This window comes from Kosakonia sp. S57 (assembly GCF_016516575.1).
Taxonomy (GTDB): Bacteria; Pseudomonadota; Gammaproteobacteria; order Enterobacterales; family Enterobacteriaceae; genus Kosakonia; species Kosakonia cowanii.
In genome coordinates this window covers 118,820-137,914 of record NZ_JACVUL010000008.1, presented here as the reverse complement: position 1 = coordinate 137,914, position 19,095 = coordinate 118,820, and the positions used below count along the sequence as shown (strand labels likewise).

Annotated in this window: 18 protein-coding genes; 10 read left to right on the top strand and 8 right to left on the bottom strand. The window is 56.7% G+C overall.

Annotated elements, in window-relative coordinates; translation table 11 throughout:
- Positions 1–357 precede the first annotated feature (357 nt).
- From aroP to IAE48_RS10010, 3 genes are all read left to right on the top strand, one after another.
- Positions 358–1,731 carry an aromatic amino acid transporter AroP gene (gene aroP, locus IAE48_RS10020; protein ID WP_094192963.1) on the top strand — a complete coding sequence of 458 codons (1,374 nt, stop codon included), beginning with the start codon at positions 358–360 and terminating at the stop codon, positions 1,729–1,731.
- A 172-nt stretch (positions 1,732–1,903) separates the two neighbouring features.
- Positions 1,904–3,310, top strand: a complete 1,407-nt coding sequence (locus IAE48_RS10015; RefSeq protein ID WP_054802809.1) for a glycoside-pentoside-hexuronide (GPH):cation symporter — start codon at positions 1,904–1,906, stop codon at positions 3,308–3,310.
- Positions 3,310–4,260, top strand: coding sequence for a family 43 glycosylhydrolase (locus IAE48_RS10010; RefSeq protein ID WP_200134249.1), 951 nt, complete (start codon positions 3,310–3,312; stop codon positions 4,258–4,260). The genes IAE48_RS10015 and IAE48_RS10010 overlap by 1 nt, the downstream gene beginning before the upstream one ends.
- 15 nt (positions 4,261–4,275) lie before the next feature.
- Here the strand turns inward: IAE48_RS10010 and ampE are convergent, their stop codons facing one another.
- Positions 4,276–5,130: a beta-lactamase regulator AmpE gene (gene ampE, locus IAE48_RS10005; RefSeq protein ID WP_200134248.1), complete on the bottom strand. Its 855-nt coding sequence runs from the start codon at positions 5,128–5,130 to the stop codon at positions 4,276–4,278.
- Complete coding sequence (ampD, locus tag IAE48_RS10000; protein WP_200134247.1) at positions 5,127–5,690, bottom strand: 1,6-anhydro-N-acetylmuramyl-L-alanine amidase AmpD; 564 nt, start codon at positions 5,688–5,690, stop codon at positions 5,127–5,129. Before ampD ends, ampE begins: the two co-directional genes overlap by 4 nt.
- Before the next feature lie 129 nt (positions 5,691–5,819).
- Between ampD and nadC the strand changes: the two genes are divergently transcribed.
- From nadC to hofC, 4 genes are all read left to right on the top strand, one after another.
- Complete coding sequence (gene nadC / locus IAE48_RS09995) at positions 5,820–6,713, top strand: carboxylating nicotinate-nucleotide diphosphorylase (protein WP_139966633.1); 894 nt, start codon at positions 5,820–5,822, stop codon at positions 6,711–6,713.
- 176 nt (positions 6,714–6,889) lie between these two features.
- Complete coding sequence (gene ppdD, locus IAE48_RS09990) at positions 6,890–7,324, top strand: prepilin peptidase-dependent pilin (RefSeq protein ID WP_200134246.1); 435 nt, start codon at positions 6,890–6,892, stop codon at positions 7,322–7,324.
- 9 nt (positions 7,325–7,333) lie between these two features.
- Positions 7,334–8,728 (top strand): type II secretion system protein GspE, encoded by a 1,395-nt coding sequence (gene gspE, locus IAE48_RS09985; RefSeq protein WP_200134245.1) that lies wholly within the window; start codon positions 7,334–7,336, stop codon positions 8,726–8,728.
- Positions 8,718–9,920, top strand: coding sequence for a protein transport protein HofC (gene hofC / locus IAE48_RS09980; RefSeq protein WP_200134244.1), 1,203 nt, complete (start codon positions 8,718–8,720; stop codon positions 9,918–9,920). Before gspE ends, hofC begins: the two co-directional genes overlap by 11 nt.
- 40 nt (positions 9,921–9,960) lie before the next feature.
- Here the strand turns inward: hofC and IAE48_RS09975 are convergent, their stop codons facing one another.
- Entirely contained in the window at positions 9,961–11,004 is a 1,044-nt protein-coding gene (locus IAE48_RS09975) for a GMP reductase (RefSeq protein WP_128483637.1), read from the bottom strand.
- A 319-nt stretch (positions 11,005–11,323) separates the two neighbouring features.
- Between IAE48_RS09975 and coaE the strand changes: the two genes are divergently transcribed.
- From coaE to yacG, 3 genes are read left to right on the top strand one after another with little or no spacing between them, the layout of a single operon-like run.
- The gene (gene coaE / locus IAE48_RS09970) at positions 11,324–11,944 is read left to right on the top strand and encodes a dephospho-CoA kinase (RefSeq protein WP_200134243.1); all 621 of its coding nucleotides are present in this window, start codon (positions 11,324–11,326) and stop codon (positions 11,942–11,944) included.
- Positions 11,944–12,687 (top strand): cell division protein ZapD, encoded by a 744-nt coding sequence (gene zapD, locus IAE48_RS09965; protein ID WP_042716639.1) that lies wholly within the window; start codon positions 11,944–11,946, stop codon positions 12,685–12,687. Before coaE ends, zapD begins: the two co-directional genes overlap by 1 nt.
- Before the next feature lie 9 nt (positions 12,688–12,696).
- Entirely contained in the window at positions 12,697–12,891 is a 195-nt protein-coding gene (yacG, locus tag IAE48_RS09960) for a DNA gyrase inhibitor YacG (RefSeq protein WP_076768890.1), read from the top strand.
- Positions 12,892–12,916: 25 nt separating this feature from the next.
- Here yacG and mutT read toward each other — a convergent pair whose 3' ends face one another.
- The 5 genes from mutT to ftsZ all read right to left on the bottom strand — a co-directional run bounded on the left by mutT (position 12,917) and on the right by ftsZ (position 19,091).
- On the bottom strand, positions 12,917–13,318 hold the full coding sequence (gene mutT / locus IAE48_RS09955; RefSeq protein ID WP_200134242.1) for an 8-oxo-dGTP diphosphatase MutT: 402 nt from the start codon (positions 13,316–13,318) through the stop codon (positions 12,917–12,919).
- Positions 13,319–13,377: 59 nt separating this feature from the next.
- The gene (gene secA, locus IAE48_RS09950; RefSeq protein ID WP_200134278.1) at positions 13,378–16,083 is read right to left on the bottom strand and encodes a preprotein translocase subunit SecA; all 2,706 of its coding nucleotides are present in this window, start codon (positions 16,081–16,083) and stop codon (positions 13,378–13,380) included.
- A 56-nt stretch (positions 16,084–16,139) separates the two neighbouring features.
- A complete protein-coding gene (gene secM, locus IAE48_RS09945) occupies positions 16,140–16,643 on the bottom strand; it encodes a secA translation cis-regulator SecM (RefSeq protein WP_200134241.1) in 504 nt (167 codons plus the stop codon).
- 281 nt (positions 16,644–16,924) lie between these two features.
- Positions 16,925–17,842, bottom strand: a complete 918-nt coding sequence (lpxC, locus tag IAE48_RS09940) for a UDP-3-O-acyl-N-acetylglucosamine deacetylase (protein WP_023480366.1) — start codon at positions 17,840–17,842, stop codon at positions 16,925–16,927.
- 100 nt (positions 17,843–17,942) lie between these two features.
- Complete coding sequence (ftsZ, locus tag IAE48_RS09935) at positions 17,943–19,091, bottom strand: cell division protein FtsZ (protein ID WP_007373153.1); 1,149 nt, start codon at positions 19,089–19,091, stop codon at positions 17,943–17,945.
- Between the last annotated feature and the right edge of the window lie 4 nt (positions 19,092–19,095).

Here is a 19,095-nt window from a genome sequence, read left to right as displayed (position 1 = left end):
GACTCGTTTACCCCTTAAGAGTGAGTTTTAACTTTCCCGAAACGCAAATTACTGAATGTGAACCGATTCAGTCGGTTTATAGATGATTTTTTATTCACTTCTGATGAATAAAAAGAGGGGTGTTTTGGTATGAGGGGGTAAGAGGGTTATTGGCCGACGCTCTTTTTTTCATCAGCTCGTCATAGACCCGTCATAAAGCAGATGCATTCCCGTTCGCTTACCACTATTCTTTGGCATGCGAAAGGTCTCAAGTCAAAATCATCCTGCCGCTTCGTAAAGCAAAAAATACATATAAATGGAACTTATTCATTACACGCTTAAACATAGCGTAAACATAATAACCACACACGAGGTTTCATAATGGAAGGTCAACAGCACGGCGATCAGCTAAAGCGCGGCCTTAAGAACCGCCATATACAGCTTATCGCGCTGGGCGGTGCTATTGGGACTGGGCTGTTTCTGGGCAGCGCGTCAGTCATCCAGTCGGCCGGCCCCGGCATTATTCTCGGCTACGCCATTGCCGGTTTTATCGCGTTTCTGATCATGCGCCAGCTCGGTGAGATGGTGGTCGAAGAGCCGGTTGCCGGCTCCTTCAGCCATTTCGCTTACAAATACTGGGGCAGTTTTGCCGGCTTCGCCTCCGGCTGGAACTACTGGGTGCTCTACGTGCTGGTCGCCATGGCCGAACTGACGGCGGTCGGTAAATATGTCCAGTTCTGGTGGCCGGAAATTCCTACCTGGGTTTCTGCGGCCGTCTTCTTTGTCGTTATCAACGCCATCAACCTGACCAACGTAAAAGTGTTCGGCGAGATGGAGTTCTGGTTTGCCATTATCAAAGTGGTGGCCGTGGTGGCGATGATCCTCTTCGGCGGCTGGCTGCTGTTTAGCGACAGCGCAGGCCCGCAGGCGACGGTTCGCAACTTATGGGAACAGGGCGGCTTCCTGCCGCACGGCATCGGCGGCCTGGTGATGATGATGGCGATCATCATGTTCTCCTTCGGCGGGCTGGAGCTGGTCGGTATCACCGCGGCGGAAGCGGATAACCCGGAGCAGAGCATTCCCAAAGCGACCAACCAGGTTATCTACCGCATTCTGATCTTCTATATCGGCTCGCTGGCGGTGCTGCTCTCTCTGCTGCCGTGGACCCGCGTAACGGCTGACACCAGCCCGTTTGTACTGATCTTCCATGAACTGGGCGACTCCTTTGTAGCCAACGCGCTGAATATCGTGGTGCTGACGGCGGCACTGTCGGTCTACAACAGCTGCGTTTACTGCAACAGCCGTATGCTGTTTGGCCTGGCCAAACAGGGCAACGCGCCGAAGATGCTGCAAAAAACCGACAAGCGCGGCGTGCCGGTCAACACCATCCTCGTCTCCGCACTCTTCACCGCGCTTTGCGTGCTGATTAACTACCTCGCACCGGAATCCGCCTTTGGGCTGCTGATGGCGCTGGTGGTCTCCGCGCTGGTGATTAACTGGGCGATGATTAGCCTCGCGCACATGCGTTTTCGTCGTGCGAAGCAGCAACAGGGCGTGAAACCGCGCTTCCCGGCGCTCTTCTACCCGCTGGGGAACTGGATCTGCCTGATCTTTATGGCGGCAGTGCTGGTTATCATGGTGATGACGCCGGGTATGGCGATCTCCGTGTGGCTTATCCCGGTATGGATTGCGATTCTTGGCGTCGGTTACCTGGTACGACAGAAAAATGCAAAAGCGGTAAAAGCACACTGATCCCCTTCTGCCCTGCCCTCTCCCGCCCGGGAGAGGGTTGTTAAACCGATGTTAACTTCCTCACACTTTCCTTTACGTAGCCATATTGTCCATCTCTGCGGCGTGATCCTGCTACGCAAATAAAAATTTACGGGCGAATAATCGAACTCATACCTCAGAGGGAGACCCGTCGATGGACACCACTAAACTGTCTGTTAAAGAGAAGATTGGTTATGGCATGGGCGATGCCGGATGCAACATCATCTTTGGCGCCATCATGCTGTTTGTGAACTATTTTTACACCGATATCTTCGGTCTGGCTCCCGCGCTGGTTGGCGTGCTGCTGCTGTCGATTCGCGTTATTGATGCCATTACCGACCCGTTAATGGGCGCGCTGGCCGACCGCACGCAAAGCAAATATGGCCGTTTTCGCCCGTGGCTGCTGTGGATTGCCGTCCCTTACGCGGTCTTTAGCGTGCTGATGTTTACCACCCCGGAGTGGACCTACAGCAGCAAAGTTATCTATGCCTTTGTCACCTACTTCCTGCTCTCGCTCACCTATACCGCCATTAACATTCCCTACTGCTCACTGGGCGGCGTTATCACTAACGATCCGAAAGAGCGCGTGGCCTGCCAGTCTTACCGGTTTGTGATGGTCGGCATCGCGACGCTGCTGCTGTCGCTGACGCTGCTGCCGATGGCAGAGTGGTTCGGCGGCGCGGATAAAGCCAAAGGCTATCAGATGGCGATGACGGTGCTGGCATTTATCGGCATGTGTATGTTCCTGTACTGCTTTGCTACGGTGCGCGAGCGTGTACGCCCGGCGGTGCCGACCAATGACGATCTGAAGAAAGATTTCAGGGACGTGTGGAAGAACGATCAGTGGGTGCGCATCCTGCTGCTGACGCTGTGCAATGTCTGCCCCGGCTTTATCCGTATGGCTGCCACCATGTATTACGTCACCTGGGTGATGCAGGAGAGCACCCACTTCGCCACGCTGTTTATCAGCCTCGGCGTGGTCGGCATGATGTTCGGCAGCATGCTGGCAAAAGTGCTGACCGACCGCTGGTGCAAACTGAAAGTCTTCTTCTGGACCAATATCGCGCTGGCGATCTTCTCCTGCGGCTTTTACTTCCTCGACCCGCGCGCAACGGTGATGATTGCCGTGCTCTACTTCCTGCTCAACATCCTGCATCAGATCCCCTCCCCGCTGCACTGGTCGCTGATGGCCGATGTCGATGACTACGGCGAGTGGAAAACCGGCAAACGTATCACCGGCATCAGCTTTTCCGGCAACCTCTTCTTCCTGAAAGTGGGGCTGGCGGTGGCGGGCGCGATGGTTGGTTTCCTGCTCTCCTGGTATGGCTACGACGCCGGTGCCAAACAGCAGAGCGCCAGCGCTATCAACGGCATTATGCTGCTGTTTACGGTGATCCCGGGCGTCGGTTATCTCATCACCGCTGGCGTGGTTCGTCTGTTGAAAGTCGACCGTGAACTGATGAAACAGATCCAGGCGGATCTGGAAAAACGCCGCATTAACTACCACGAACTGAGCGACAGCCAGAGCGTACCGGCGGCGAAAAACGTAAGGAATGCATAATGAAAACCTGGCCGAACCCCTTTATTGAACAGCGCGCAGACCCGTTTATTCTGCGCCACGACGAACACTACTACTTTGTCGCCTCGGTGCCGGAGTACGACCGCCTCGAGATCCGCCGCGCCGCTAAGCTCGACGGGCTGCGCAGCGCCGAAGGCGTTGTGGTGTGGCGTAAGCCGCAAAACGGGCCGATGAGCGAGCTTATCTGGGCGCCGGAGCTGCATCATATCGAGGGCAAATGGTATTTATACTTTGCCGCCGCCGGAACCAAGGCTCTCGATAAGCTGAATATGTTCCAGCACCGCATGTTTGTGCTGGAGTGCGCAGATGCCGATCCGCTCAGCGGAGAGTGGGTTGAAAAAGGCCAAGTTAAGACGCCATTCGACACCTTTGCGCTGGATGCCACCACCTTTGTACATCAGGGCAAGCGCTGGTATTTGTGGGCGCAAAAAGCGCCGGATATTGCCGGCAACTCCAATCTCTATCTGGCGGAGATGGAGAACCCGTGGACGCTGAAAGGGGAGCCGGTGATGTTAAGCAAACCGGAGTTTGAGTGGGAGTGCCGCGGCTTTCTGGTTAACGAAGGCCCGGCGGTGCTGTTTCACGAAGATAAGCTCTTTATCAGCTACTCCGCCAGCGCGACGGACGAGAACTACTGCATGGGGCTACTGTGGATCGATCTTAACGCCAACCCGCTTGCGCCGCAAAACTGGCATAAATCGCCAGAGCCGGTGTTTAAAACCAGTTATGAAAACCGCCAGTATGGACCGGGACACAATAGCTTTACGCAGACGCCGGAGGGAGAAGATGTGCTGGTGTATCACGCGCGTAACTACACCGAAATTGAGGGCGATCCGCTCTATGATCCCAACCGCCATACGCGCCTGAAAACGATTCGCTGGCAGGAAAACGGGATGCCTGATTTCGGCATCCCGGCGGCGGATAATCAGTAAACCGGCGGCACGCGGTTACATCAGCGTGCCGTAAATCGTCAGTACCGCCACCACCACGACCACGGCAAACGAGGTCTTCTTCGCCATCGACACCGCCGCTTTCGGCGTGGCGACCTTATCATGATGCGGCTCGCGCGCCAGCGAGAACTGCGCCAGCCGCGTCAACACATGGTATTGCGAGGTGTGGGTATCGCCGAGCGAGGCAAACCAGGCCGGCAGCGCTTTCTCACCATGGCCGATCAGCGCGTAGACCACGCCCGCAAGGCGCACCGGTATCCAATCGAGCAGATGTAAAATAGCGTCGATACCCGATTGCTGCCGCTCGGTCGGCGTCTTGAAGCGCGCCAGCCAATACTGCCAGGCGCGCAAAAAGGCGTACCCGACCAGCAATACCGGCCCCCAGGGGCCACCCACCACAAACCAGAACAGCGGCGCGAGGTAGAAGCGGAAGTTAATCCACAGCAGCGCATTCTGCAATTCGCGCAGGAACTCGCGCTCGTCGCATCCGGGCGGCACGCCGTGAATCAACGTCAGCTCACTGGCCATCGCCATATGGGCGCGGCTGTCGTTTCGCGCCGCCGCTTTCAGGTAGGCGTGGTAGTGCAACCGCACTTTGCCCGCGCCGATGCACAGCAGGCCAATCAGGATCCACACCACCAGCAGCGGGACGTTGAAAAACATCCCCAGCAGCGCGCGCAGAATCAGGAAGGTCACCAGCATGGCTAACGCCGTCATTAACAGCGTTCTCAGCATCGAATAGCGCTTGATGCGCCGGAACAGCACCTCCAGCCGGTGGTCCAGCTGCCAGTGCTCTCCCAGTTTAAACAGCCGCTCCGCTGCCAGTACCAGCAGCATGGTGAATAACGTCATGGCATCTCCTTTTCTGACAACGCGGCGACCAGGGCGCGAAATTTGGCCCAGTCAAACGCAGGGCCGGGGTCGGTCTTACGTTCAGGCGCGATATCGCTATGTCCGGTCATATTGTCGGCAATCGCCGGGTAAAGCTCAATCACCGTTCGTGTCACCGCCGCCAGCTGGCGGTACTGCGCGTCGGTATACGCCAGGCCGTCCGTTCCCTCAAGCTCAATACCGATCGAGAAATCGTTACAGCGCTCGCGTCCCTGATAAGAGGAGACGCCCGCATGCCAGGCGCGCTTATCGAAAGGCACATATTGCACTATTTCTCCGTCGCGGCGAATCAGACAGTGCGCAGAAACGCGAAGATGAGCGATGCCGGCAAAATAGGGATCGGCGCTGGGATCCAGCGTGCCGGTAAAGAGCGCGTCAATCCACGGGCCGCCAAACTCGCCGGGAGGCAGGCTGATATTATGTACCACCAACAGTGATGGCGACTCATCGTCCGGGCGGCAATCATAATGCGGAGAGGGCACATGCCGCGCCTCCACCAGCCAACCCTTGCGTAACTGCATAAGGAACTCCTTATAGAGGATGGTGCTGAAACACGCTTCAGAGTAGCATGCTTAGGCCGCCTCCCATAATGCCGGAGCTGCACAACAAAACGCTAACTTTGTGATTCGTTACACTTTTTGGAGCCTATCATGCCGCCTCGCCGCTATAACCCCGACCTTCGCCGTGACGCGTTGCTAAAACGCATTGAACTGGATATTCCTGCCGCCGTCGCGCTGGCGCTGCGTGAAGATCTCGGTGGAGAAGTCGATGCGAATAACGACATTACCGCGCAATTATTACCGCCAGAGAATCGCTCCCATGCGGTAGTGATCACCCGTGAAGAGGGGGTGTTCTGCGGTAAACGCTGGGTTGAAGAGGTGTTTATACAGCTGGCGGGCGACGACGTAACGCTCACCTGGCACGTTGCGGATGGCGACACGGTGCAGGCCGATCAGCCGCTGTTTGAGCTGGATGGCCCTTCGCGCGTGCTGCTCACCGGTGAACGTACGGCACTCAACTTTGTTCAGACGCTCTCCGGCGTCGCCAGCGCGGTGCGCAACTATGTTGCCCTGCTGGAGGGCACCAAAACACAACTGCTTGATACGCGCAAAACCCTGCCCGGCCTGCGCACGGCGCTGAAATATGCGGTGCTCTGCGGCGGTGGCGCGAATCATCGTCTCGGGCTTTCCGATGCGTTTCTGATCAAAGAGAACCACATTATCGCCGCAGGCTCAGTGCGCAACGCGGTAGAGAAGGCCTTCTGGCTGCATCCGGATGTGCCGGTCGAGGTTGAAGTCGAGACGCTGGAAGAGTTCGATGATGCGCTGAAGGCGGGTGCCGATATCATCATGCTGGATAACTTCGCGCCCGAGCAGATGCGCGAAGCGGTCAAACGGGCTAACGGCCAGGCGAAGCTGGAGGTCTCCGGCAATGTTACCGAGCAGACGCTGCGCGAATTTGCACAAACCGGTGTCGATTACATCTCTGTTGGCGCGCTGACCAAACACGTTCGCGCCCTCGATCTGTCGATGCGTTTTCGCTGATCCGCCGCCACTCTTACGGGCCGCTGGCCCGTTTTTTGCGGCTCATCTCGCAACTAAACTGGTCTGTTGTGCAACAGCGGTAAAAACGCCGGAAGCCACTTTCCGGGCTGCTCTTTTGCCACTCGCCCCGCTTTTCACCCCCTGACACAGTAACGGCTCTGCATAAGGAGCCGTCTATGAACAGACAACACGGATTTACCCTCATTGAGCTGATGGTGGTGATTGGCATCGTCGCCATTCTGAGCGCCATCGGCATTCCCGCCTATCAAAACTACCTGCGCAAAGCCGCGCTAACGGACATGCTGCAAACCTTTGTTCCCTACCGCACCGCCGTCGAGCTCTGCGCGCTGGAGCGCGGCGGCGTCGATAGCTGCGACGCCAGCAGTAATGGCATCCCCGCTCCAACGACAACGCGTTATGTCGCCGCGCTCAGCGTTGCCAAAGGCGTGGTCTCGCTCACCGGCCAGGAGAGTCTTAATGGCCTGAATGTTGTGATGACACCACAATGGAGCAGCGCAAATGGCATTCAGGGGTGGACGCGCAGCTGTAATACCGAGGCAGACAGTGCGCTGCAGCAGGCGTGCGAAGACGTTTTCCGTACCGGTCGATAAGGATATCTGATGAAAGAGAACAAACTTGAGTCGCTGTGCCGCCGCCATAACGCGGCCTTACTAAGCAAAGATGATGACGCGCTGGTTATCGCGGTTGTAGGCAGCCCGAGCATGGAGCTCATGGAGTCACTCAGTTTCGTTGCCCGGCAGCGCGTTGATATCCGCTGCTGGACGCAGGATGAAATGGAAAAGCATCAACAGCTCGCCGCGCAGTCACTACCTGCGGCAAGTGCCGCACTCACCGAGGAGAGCGGCTCGGCGGTCGAGATCATCAACCATACGCTGCAGCAGGCGCTGATGCTGCGCGCATCGGATATCCATTTCGAGCCGGGCGAGATGCACTACGCGATCCGCCTGCGGGTGGATGGCGTGCTCCATCCGCTGTCGCCCCTGCCCTGCACCCTCTCCGATACCCTCACCGCCCGGTTAAAAGTGATGGGCAATCTGGATATCGCCGAGCGGCGGCTGCCGCAGGATGGACAGTTCACCGTCACCCTCGCCGATCAGCCGGTGTCATTTCGTATTGCCACACTGCCCTGCCGTCACGGCGAGAAAGTGGTGCTGCGGCTGCTGCACCAGGTAAACCAGGCGCTGGCACTGCCCGCGCTCGGCATGACTGACGCGCAGCTGGCACAGTTCAATGCCGCGCTGGCACAGCCGCAAGGTTTACTGCTGGTGACCGGTCCCACGGGCAGCGGCAAGACCGTCACGCTCTACAGCGCGTTGCAGGCGCGCAATAAGCCTGAGGTTAATCTTTGCAGCGTGGAAGATCCGGTGGAGATCCCGCTTCCCGGGCTGAACCAAACACAGATAGCCCCACGCGCCGGGCTCACTTTTCAGAGCGTGCTACGTGCCCTGCTGCGCCAGGACCCCGACGTTATTATGGTCGGCGAGATCCGCGATGGTGAAACCGCCGAGATTGCTATCAAGGCCGCGCAGACGGGCCACCTTGTACTGTCGACGCTGCATACTAACTCCACCAGCGAAACGCTGGTGCGGATTGAGCAGATGGGCGTGGCGCGCTGGATGATCTCTTCGGCGTTATCGCTGGTGGTTGCCCAGCGGCTGGTGCGTAAGCTCTGCCCCCACTGCCGTAAACTGGCGACAGAGATCATTCATCTGCCGGATAACGTCTGGTCACGCCCGCTGCCACGCTGGCGCGCTCAGGGGTGTGAAGCTTGTTATCACGGTTTCTACGGCCGGGTGGCGCTGTTTGAGATCCTCAACATCACACCGCCGATCCGCCAGGCGATTGCCAGCGGCATGAGCGTGAACGACATTGAGCAGTGCGCACGTGAAGAGGGCATGACAACGCTCTTTCATCATGGCTGCCAGGCGGTTGAACAGGGGCTGACGACCTTTGAAGAACTGGTACGCATATTGGGCTACCCGCATGGCGCGTAGGCAACTCTGGCAATGGTCGGGGCTGGATGATAGCGGTGAACTACATGAGGGGCTGCTCTGGAGTGTAAGCCGTGACGCGGCGGTGTTATGCCTGTTGCAGCAGCGTCACCATCCGTTGACGCTGAAACGTCGAGCGGTGCGCGCACGTCTCTGGAGCCCCGAGCAGAGTACGCCGCTGCTCAACCAGCTTGCCACCCTGCTTCAGGCCGGGCTGACACTGCCGGAAGGGTTACAGCTGATGGCGGAGCAGCACCCGGCCAGACAGTGGCAGGCACTGCTGCGCAGCCTGTCAGCGGCACTCGAAGAAGGGGAAACCTTCTCTGCGGCGCTGCGTCAGTGGCCGGAAGTCTTTCCGCCGCTCTGGCAGGCGATGATCCGCACCGGTGAACTGACCGGCAAGCTGGACGAGTGTTGCTTCAGGCTCGCTGCGCAGCAAAAAGCGCAGCATGAACTGAAGCTGAAGGTGAAAAAAGCGCTGCGCTACCCGCTGATTATTCTGTCGCTGACCGCGGCGGTGGTGCTGGCGATGATCTACCTGGTGCTGCCGGAGTTCGCCGCCATCTACCAGACCTTCAATACGCCGCTGCCGGCATTAACGCGCGGGGTGATTGCGGGAGCGGAGATAGTCAAACAGTGCGCGCTGCCTTTGATGCTGCTTAGCGTGCTGGCAGGCGCGCTGCTGCTACGGCTACGTAATAACGATAACTGGCTTCGTGCCTGTCAGCGGTTGCTGCTTGCCAGCCCGGTCATCGGGCCGCTGGTGCGCGGGCAGCGCCTGAGCCAGATCTTTACCGTCTTGTCGCTGACCCAGCGTGCCGGTATCGCCTTTTTACAGGGGCTGGAGAGCGTGACCGAAACGGTGGTCTGCCCCTACTGGCGGGATCTGTTAGTGTGCGCGCAGCGGGAGATAACCGAGGGCGCGCCGATATTTGCCGCGTTAAAAGCGAGCGGCGAGTTTCCACCGCTCTGCATACAGCTGGTGCGAACCGGGGAGCTGTCAGGCGCGCTCGACAGCATGCTGGATAATCTGGCGCAGTATTACAGTGAACAGACGCAACGTCAGGCTGACGGGCTGGCGGCAGTGCTGGAGCCGCTGATGCTGGTGGCGACAGGGATAATCATTGGTGTGCTGGTGGTGGCGATGTACCTGCCCATCTTTCATCTTGGCGATGCGATGGGCGGTACAGGCTGATGGGGGTACAACGCGTTAAGCCGCGTTTACCGCAAGCCATTTACAGGCTGTTGAAAACGCGGTTTTCCTGTTCCTGAACGCGAATAAAGGTGGTGCGTTTGGTCAGCTCTTTCAGACGAGAGGCACCGACGTAAGTGCAGGCGGAACGTAAACCACCGAGGATATCGCGCGCGGTGTTCTCAACCGGGCCACGCAGCGGAAGCTTAACGGTTTTGCCTTCAGCGGCGCGGTAGCCTGCCACGCCACCAACGTGACGGTTCATAGCGGACTCAGAACTCATGCCGTAGAAGAGCATAAACTTCTCGCCGTTCTCTTCCATCAGCGTGCCGCCGCTCTCTTCATGGCCTGCCAGCATACCGCCAAGCATCACGAAGTCTGCGCCGCCGCCAAAGGCTTTGGCAACGTCGCCCGGCACGGTGCAACCGCCGTCGCTGACGATCTGGCCGCCGAGGCCGTGCGCCGCATCGGCACACTCAATAACCGCTGAGAGCTGCGGGTAACCGACGCCGGTTTTCACGCGCGTCGTGCAGACAGAGCCAGGGCCAATGCCCACTTTGACGATATCGGCGCCGGAGAGGATCAGCTCTTCGCACATTTCGCCGGTTACGACGTTGCCCGCGCAGATGGTTTTGTCCGGCCAGGCTTCACGGGCCTTAGCCAAAAACTGCACGAAGTGTTCGGAGTAGCCGTTAGCAACGTCGATGCAGACAAAATTGAGCGAGGAATGCAGCGCGAGGATCTGTTTGGTTTTTTCGAAATCGGCATCGGATGTGCCGGTTGACACCATTACGTGACGCAGCACAGAGTCGGCCTGTGCCTGCACAAATGCTCGCCACTCTTCAACGGAGTAGTGCTTGTGTACGGCAGTCAGGATATCGAACGAGGCCAGCGCTTTCGCCATGGCGAATGTCCCTACGGTATCCATATTGGCAGCGATAACCGGTACGCCAGACCAGCGCATTCCTGAGTGCTTGAAAGTGAATTCGCGCTCCAGTTCAACATCGGAACGGCTTTTAAGAGTGGAACGTTTAGGGCGGATAAGAACGTCTTTGAAACCTAACTTCAAATCTTCTTCGATACGCATGTAGGGATTCCTGGGGTTAATGGCGCTAAGACAAACTCACAACTCCAGTGACGCTATCATACGCACTAATAAGGGCCGCGCAAGACTGCGAAAATCTCTTTTTTTACGCTACAATCCTATAAATTTACCTGGTGAATATGCCAGTTTCAGTTAATTGATTTCTTTATTGTCTGATTGATTTTCAACTTACTGATTCCTATAAATAAAAAAAGAGTGGCTTTGCTTTTTTTCACGCTAAGTCTGCTGTGGTTTCGTTGTGATGAGTGACGAAAATAACAGCAGAGAATGAGTCTGGCAGCCCCTTACAGGATTGAGTGTTATGAAGTATAAGGTCGCGTTAACGGGCGGTATTGGCAGCGGTAAAAGTACCGTGGCGGACGCGTTCGCCGAACAGGGTGTTAACGTTATCGATGCGGACGTCATTGCCCGCCAGGTCGTCGAACCTGGCACGCCTGCGCTACGCGCTATTGCCGAAAAGTTCGGCGATGAAATGATCCTCGTGAACGGTTCACTCAACCGTCGCTTACTGCGCGAACATATTTTTGCCTCTGACGTCGATAAGCGCTGGCTCAACGGCTTGCTGCACCCGCTTATCCAGCAAGAGACCGAGCGTCAGATGGCCCGGGCGACATCACCTTATGTGCTGTGGGTCGTTCCGCTGCTGGTGGAGAACCAGCTTTACCACAAAGCCGATCGGGTATTAGTCATTGACGTTCCGGTTGAGACGCAAATTTTACGCACCATGCGCCGTGACGGCGTGACCCGCGAACATGCTGAACAGATCCTCGCCGCGCAGGCTACGCGCGATGCGCGGCTTGCCGTCGCGGATGATGTCATTGACAATAATGGCGCACCAGATGCAATCGCATCGGATGTTGCCCGCCTGCACGCGCGCTATCTTGCTCTCGCCGCGCAGGCCGTATCACAGGAAAAACCGTAATGCACACCCACATCCTTTTTGAACATCCGCTGAATGAAAAGATGCGCACCTGGCTGCGCGTCGAGTTCTTACTGCAACAACTCTCCGTCCATCTGCCCGTCAGCGATCATGCAGGCGCGCTGCACTTCTTCCGTAACGTGGGCGATCTGCTGGATGTGTTCGAGCGCGGTGACACCCGTACTGAATTGTTGAAAGAGCTGGAGCGCCAGCAGCGTAAACTGCAAGCCTGGAGCGAAGTGCCGGGCGTCGATCCAAGGCGTATTGAAGAGATCCGCCAACAGCTGAAAGCGAGTGGTGCCGTGCTGATGAATGCACCGCGTATTGGTCAGATGTTACGTGAAGATCGGCTGATTGCGCTGGTGCGCCAGCGCTTAAGTATTCCCGGCGGCTGCTGTAGCTTCGATCTGCCGACGCTGCATATGTGGTTACACTTACCGCAGGAGCAGCGCGATGCGCAGGTCAATTACTGGCTGGAGAGCCTTGAACCGCTGCGCGCTACCCTGACATTAATCCTCGATCTGATCCGCAACGCCGCCCCGTATCGCCGCCAGACCAGCCTGAACGGTTTCTACCAGGATAACGGTGATGATGCCGATCTGCTGCGTCTGCAACTGCCGCTTGACGCGCGGCTTTATCCGCAAATATCCGGCCATAAAAGCCGCTTTGCCATTCGTTTTATGCCCCTCGACAGCGAACACGGCACGGTGCCGGAGCGGCTCGATTTTGAATTAGCCTGCTGTTAAGGAACCCTGATGACTGATAAGACAATTGTGAATTGCCCGACCTGCGGCAAACCTGTGGTATGGGGCGAAGCCAGCCCGTATCGCCCTTTTTGCTGCAAACGCTGCCAGCTGATTGACCTCGGCGAATGGGCGGCGGAAGAGAAACGTATTCCCAGCGCAGGCGATCTCTCTGACAGCGATGAGTGGAGCGAAGAGCAACAGTAATCCCGGGCTGCCCGCTGGCTGAAGGTCAGCGGGTCTGGCTCTGCTGAATCAGTTTTGTAATGACCGGTTCGTTAGCCGGGGGAAAATCTTCCGCTTTCAGCGCGCTCTGCGCTATCCACTCGCCCGGCTGCCCCTCTTTACCCCACGGCTCGCCCTGCCATTTGTCCACCAGCCAGAACCAGAGCGTGATATGGCGGTCGGGGAATTCATACTCCAGCTTATCGAACAGCGTGGCGCTTTGCGTGGTGATGCCCACTTCTTCCTGAAGCTCACGGATCATCGCCTGCTCCGGCGTTTCACCCGCTTCGATTTTGCCGCCGGGGAATTCGCGCATATTTGCCATATGCGCATCGGCCGCACGCCGGGTAATAAAGATTTCGCCCTGCGGATTACGAATAATACCGACGGCGATATTGAGTATTTTCATGCTGCTGACTCCATAAAAAAGGCGCAGATCTCTGCGCCTTTTTATTTGTTAATTAGCCGTTATGCGAGACGGCCATGGCACTGTTTATATTTCTTACCAGAACCGCACGGGCAAGGATCGTTCCGGCCGACTTTGCGCTCGCCGGATTGATCGGCAAGTGCAGCGGCGGCAGCGGCTTCATCGTCCTGATGGCTTAGCTGCTGCATCTGTGCCAGACGCTCTGCCTCTTCGCGGCGCTGCTGCTCCATCGCTTCCACTTCTTCCGGCATGCGCACCTGCACCTTGCTCAGGGTGCTGATCACTTCATACTTCAGCGACTCCAGCATCGCGGCGAACATGGCGAAGGATTCACGCTTGTACTCCTGCTTCGGATCTTTTTGCGCGTAACCGCGCAGATGGATCCCCTGACGCAGATAATCCATCGCCGCCAGGTGCTCTTTCCACAGAGAGTCGAGGGTTTGCAGCATGACGCCTTTTTCGAAGTGACGCATCATCTCCGCGCCGACCACTTCCTCTTTACGCTGGTAGGTCTCTACCGCGCTCTGCAGAATACGCTCACGCAGCGTCTCCTCATGCAGGTTCGGCTCTTTATCCAGCCACTCCGCAATCGGCAGCTCGAGGTCGAAATCGTTTTTCAGACGCTCCTGCAGGCCAGGAATATCCCACATCTCTTCCAGAGACTGCGGCGGAATATGCCCGTCGATGGTCGCTTTGAAGACATCTTCACGAATGCTGTTGATGGTTTCGCTCACGTCGGTCACATCCAGCAGCTCGTTACGCTGGGTGTAGATTGCGCGACGCTGATCGTTCGCCACATCATCATATTCCAGCAGCTGCTTACGGATGTCGAAGTTGCGGCTTTCCACTTTACGCTGCGCGTTGGCAATCGCTTTTGTCACCCACGGGTGCTCAATCGCTTCGCCCGGCTTCATGCCAAGCTTACGCATCATGCCGGAGACGCGATCGGAGGCGAAAATACGCATCAGCGCATCTTCCATCGAGAGGTAGAAACGGGAAGAACCCGCATCGCCCTGACGACCGGAACGACCGCGCAGCTGGTTATCGATACGGCGCGATTCGTGGCGCTCGGTACCAATAATGTGCAGACCACCTGATGCCAGCACCGCGTCGTGGCGTTTCTGCCACTCGGCTTTCAGCTCTGCAACCTGCTCAGGGGTCGGATCGACCAGCTCGGCCAGTTCAGACTGCCAGCTGCCGCCCAGCACGATATCGGTACCACGGCCCGCCATGTTAGTGGCGATAGTGACCGCGCCCGGATAACCGGCCTGCGCCACGATATCAGCTTCTTTGGCGTGGAATTTGGCGTTCAGAACGTTATGTTTGATGCCCGCTTTGGTTAACTCATTCGATACCACTTCTGATTTTTCAATCGAGATGGTACCGACCAGCACCGGCTGACCATTGGCGGTACGCTCTTTGATATCTTCGATGATCGCCTGGATTTTTTCCGCTTCGGTCATATAGACCAGATCCGCCATATCTTTACGGATCATCGGGCGGTTTGTCGGCACAACCACGGTATCGAGCTTGTAGATGGAGCTAAATTCGAACGCTTCGGTATCTGCGGTACCGGTCATACCGGCCAGTTTTTCATACAGACGGAAGTAGTTCTGGAAGGTGATGGAGGCCAGGGTCTGGTTTTCGTTCTGGATCTCAACGCCCTCTTTGGCTTCAACGGCCTGGTGCAGGCCATCGGACCAGCGGCGGCCCTGCATTGTACGACCGGTGTGCTCATCAACGATGATTACTTCACCCTCTTTCACGATGTAATCAACATCGCGGGTAAAGAGCACATGGGCACGCAGCGCGGCGGTAACGTGATGCATCAGCATGATGTTGGTCGGGGAGTAAAGCGACTCACCCTCCTCCATGATGCCCTCTTTCACCAGCAGCTCTTCAATCAGCACCAGACCGCGCTCGGTCAGGGTAACCTGACGCGCTTTCTCGTCGACAGAGAAGTGGCCTTCGCCCTGGAAGGTGTCAGAGTCCTCTTTCTCCTGGCGCACCAGGTGAGGAATGATTTTGTTTACTTTTTTGTAGAGATCGGAGCTATCTTCCGCCGGACCGGAGATGATAAGCGGCGTACGCGCCTCATCGATCAGGATGGAGTCCACCTCATCCACCAGCGCATAGTGCAGCTTACGCTGAACGCGCTCTTCGGGGCTGAACGCCATATTGTCGCGCAGGTAATCGAAGCCATATTCGTTGTTGGTGCCGTAGGTGATATCGGCGGCATAAGCTTCGCGTTTAGCGACAGACGGCATGCCCGGCAGGTTGATGCCGACGTTCAGGCCGAGGAATTCAAACAGCGGACGGTTGTTTTCGGCGTCACGCTGCGCCAGATAGTCGTTGACGGTAACCACGTGCACGCCTTTGCCGCTCAACGCGTTGAGGTAGGCCGGCAGGGTTGCGGTCAGGGTTTTACCTTCACCGGTGCGCATCTCGGCGATACAGCGATCGTTAAGCACCATGCCGCCAAGCAGCTGCACATCAAAGTGGCGCATGCCGAAGACGCGTTTACTGGCTTCGCGTACCACCGCAAAGGCTTCCGGCAGCAGGGAGTCAACGCTTTCGCCCTTCTCAAGACGCGCGCGGAACTCTACCGTCTTCCCTTTCAGCTCATCATCGCTGAGCTTCTCAAGGGCCGGTTCCATGGCATTAATCTGGTTGACGGTTTTACGCATACGGCGCAGCGTACGATCGTTGCGGCTACCGAATACTTTTGTTAACAAATTTAGCATGATAAAAATCTCTGATACTCCGCTCAGCGAAGCGAAAAAATGGATGAATAGGGCTTTTTTTAGCTGAGGGAGTATGGCCCGGCGCGGATACCCTGCGCCTGGCTAATCCAGTTCGAGACACTGAACGTCGCGAATGGTGTAAAAGAGAGGCGATCCGCAAGGCGTACAATCGTCGGCGGCTTGCTTTCAACGTTAAGCAGCGCGCTTAGCGTATCAAGAAGGGCAAGATGGTGTGCCTGAATCGGCAAAGGCTCTTCCGTTGCGGCGGCCAGCGTTTGCGGTGCCATGGCGAACGAAAGATGACGAATAACGGTGCGGATGGCGTGCTGATGCCAGTAATCGACGGTGAAGTTCGGGCGGCGTTTCGCTTCCAGCAGCGCGAGGCTGGTAAAATTCGCCGTGGTTGCCGAAGCGTGATTGCGCGTCGTTTCGCGCGTGGCGTGGGTTTCGGTATTACTGGCAAGCGCGGGCAAGCCAAAACTCGCCGCGACCATCCCTAATAAGAGATGCGGCCAGAAATAGCGTCTGCCAAATTGTCGCCAACGCGTCAGTATTCCGCTCACTTGCTCCACCAAAAAAGACGCGTCCATGATGTTGCGTCTATGAAAGTCGATTGCGCCCAAATCTTATCACTAATGCCGCCGCCACACAGCAGGAAACAGGCCTGACGCGCGTGAAAACTGGCGAGGAAAGCAGCAATCAAACGCAGGATCGCAGCGTTGAAAAGATTTTCGGAAAGATTAGTCGTAAAGAGAGGATTTTGCGGCGCGCAAAAAGAAAAACGACTGGTTCCCCTGACCGGAGAGAGTGCCAGGTTAACCAGTCGATTTTTTAGGTTATGGCGTTATGCCAGAACCATTGAAGGTGCTTTGAATGCCAGCGGCAGTTCAGCTTCGTCTTCGAAGGTCACATATTCCCAGGCTTCCTGTTTTGCCAGAACAGCCTGCAGAAGTTTGTTGTTCAGCGCATGACCGGATTTATAAGCGGTAAACGCACCGATAATGTTGTGACCACACATAAAGAGGTCGCCGATTGCATCGAGCATTTTGTGGCGCACGAATTCATCTTCGAAACGCAGGCCGTCTTCGTTCAGTACGCGATAATCGTCAACTACGATGGCACAATCGAAGCTTCCGCCCAGGCACAGGCCGCGGGACTGAAGGTATTCGATATCACGCATGAAACCGAAGGTACGCGCACGGCTAATCTGGCGCATAAATGCATCGGCAGAGAAGTTCATCGCGTAGCGTTGCGTGCTGGCATCAATCGCCGGGTGGTTGAAGTCGATGGTGAAATCGAGCGTAAAACCGTTATGCGGTTTGAACTCGGCCCACTTATCGCCATCTTCAACGCGCACCGTCTCTTTGATGCGAACGAATTTCTTGGCGCTGTTCAGCTCCTCGACACCTGCGTCAAGCAACAGGTATACGAACGGTGCTGCACTGCCATCCATAATTGGAATTTCCGGTGCATCGACTTCGACAATAATGTTGTCGATACCCAGCCCCGCCAGAGCCGCATTTAAGTGCTCGACGGTGGAAATCCGCACGTCATGCTCGTTGACCAGACAAGTACAGAGCATAGTATCACGCACAGATTTAGCATCAGCCGGAAAGTCTACCGGTGGATTTAAGTCAGTGCGACGATAGATGACCCCGGTATTTGCCGGCGCAGGGCGCAACGTCAGTGTGACTTTCTTGCCGGTATGTAAACCGACACCAGTCGCCTGAACGATACGTTTAAGAGTCCTTTGTTTGATCATCGTATAATCTCGCCTTATTACCAATCCAACCAAATTGTATAACACAATGGGTGGGCCAGTTTAGCACAAAGAGCGAACATGCCCAACTTCCAGTAAATTCTTAGTCCGCCTGCTTACGCAGAAACGCCGGAATATCCAGATAATCGGGCTCTTTTGTGGTCTGCGGCGTATTGTCATTAACCACTTTCGCCGGCTTCTGCTCCTGCTGCATCGGCTGCATGCCGTGCTGCTGGTAGCGATCCATTACCGGCTGCTGCGCCTGCTTGTTGGTTACCAGAGTGATCTCAGGACGCTTGTCCATACCGATACCGGTGGCAACAACGGTCACGCGCAGTTCGTCGTTCATATCCGGGTCGAGAGAGGTACCGATTACCACCGTCGCGTTATCAGAAGCGAACGCACGAATGGTGTTACCAACGGTCTCGAACTCATCCAGACGCAGGTCGAAGCCGGCTGTGATGTTAACCAGCACACCACGTGCGCCAGAGAGGTCGATATCTTCCAGCAGCGGGCTGGAGATCGCCATTTCTGCCGCTTCTTCCGCACGATCTTCACCGCTTGCTACACCGGAGCCCATCATCGCGTAGCCCATTTCGGACATCACGGTGCGCACGTCGGCGAAGTCGACGTTCATCAGACCCGGACGGGTAATCAGCTCGGCGATACCCTGCACCGCGCCTTTCAGCACGTCGTTTGCCGCGCCGAACGCGTCAAGCAGAGAGATACCGCGACCCAGCACTTTCAGCAGCTTGTCGTTCGGGATAGTGATCAGGGAATCGACATGTTTTGAGAGCTCGGTAATACCCTGCTCTGCAAAGGCCATGCGCTTCTTGCCTTCAAAGTTGAACGGCTTGGTCACCACCGCAACGGTCAGAATGCCTAAGTCTTTAGCGACTTCAGCTACCACAGGCGCTGCACCGGTACCGGTACCGCCACCCATGCCCGCTGCGATAAAGACCATGTCAGCGCCTTCCAGCGCAGCGCGCAGCGCTTCACGATCTTCTTCAGCCGCATTACGACCGACTTCAGGGTTAGCCCCTGCGCCCAGACCTTTGGTGATACCGCCACCGATCTGAATGGTCTGCCCTACCGCCGTCTTACGCAACGCCTGGGCGTCGGTATTCACCGCGAAGAACTCAACCCCTTCGATGCGCTCGCGCACCATATGCTCTACGGCATTACCGCCGCCGCCACCGACGCCGATGACTTTAATCACCGCGTCGTTGGTTAATTCCATTGGTTCAAACATAATC

Excerpts from the sequence above, each read along its gene's own strand:
- IAE48_RS10010 (WP_200134249.1), top strand. The coding sequence starts at position 3,310 with ATGAAAACCTGGCCGAACCCCTTTATTGAACAGCGCGCAGACCCGTTT.
- hofC (WP_200134244.1), top strand. The coding sequence starts at position 8,718 with ATGGCGCGTAGGCAACTCTGGCAATGGTCGGGGCTGGATGATAGCGGT.
- zapD (WP_042716639.1), top strand. The coding sequence starts at position 11,944 with ATGCACACCCACATCCTTTTTGAACATCCGCTGAATGAAAAGATGCGC.
- ampE (WP_200134248.1), bottom strand. The coding sequence starts at position 5,130 with ATGACGTTATTCACCATGCTGCTGGTACTGGCAGCGGAGCGGCTGTTT.
- ftsZ (WP_007373153.1), bottom strand. The coding sequence starts at position 19,091 with ATGTTTGAACCAATGGAATTAACCAACGACGCGGTGATTAAAGTCATC.
- IAE48_RS09975 (WP_128483637.1), bottom strand. The coding sequence starts at position 11,004 with ATGCGTATCGAAGAAGATTTGAAGTTAGGTTTCAAAGACGTTCTTATC.
- nadC (WP_139966633.1), top strand. The coding sequence starts at position 5,820 with ATGCCGCCTCGCCGCTATAACCCCGACCTTCGCCGTGACGCGTTGCTA.
- gspE (WP_200134245.1), top strand. The coding sequence starts at position 7,334 with ATGAAAGAGAACAAACTTGAGTCGCTGTGCCGCCGCCATAACGCGGCC.
- IAE48_RS10015 (WP_054802809.1), top strand. The coding sequence starts at position 1,904 with ATGGACACCACTAAACTGTCTGTTAAAGAGAAGATTGGTTATGGCATG.
- ppdD (WP_200134246.1), top strand. The coding sequence starts at position 6,890 with ATGAACAGACAACACGGATTTACCCTCATTGAGCTGATGGTGGTGATT.
- lpxC (WP_023480366.1), bottom strand. The coding sequence starts at position 17,842 with ATGATCAAACAAAGGACTCTTAAACGTATCGTTCAGGCGACTGGTGTC.
- ampD (WP_200134247.1), bottom strand. The coding sequence starts at position 5,690 with ATGCAGTTACGCAAGGGTTGGCTGGTGGAGGCGCGGCATGTGCCCTCT.
- yacG (WP_076768890.1), top strand. The coding sequence starts at position 12,697 with ATGACTGATAAGACAATTGTGAATTGCCCGACCTGCGGCAAACCTGTG.
- coaE (WP_200134243.1), top strand. The coding sequence starts at position 11,324 with ATGAAGTATAAGGTCGCGTTAACGGGCGGTATTGGCAGCGGTAAAAGT.
- mutT (WP_200134242.1), bottom strand. The coding sequence starts at position 13,318 with ATGAAAATACTCAATATCGCCGTCGGTATTATTCGTAATCCGCAGGGC.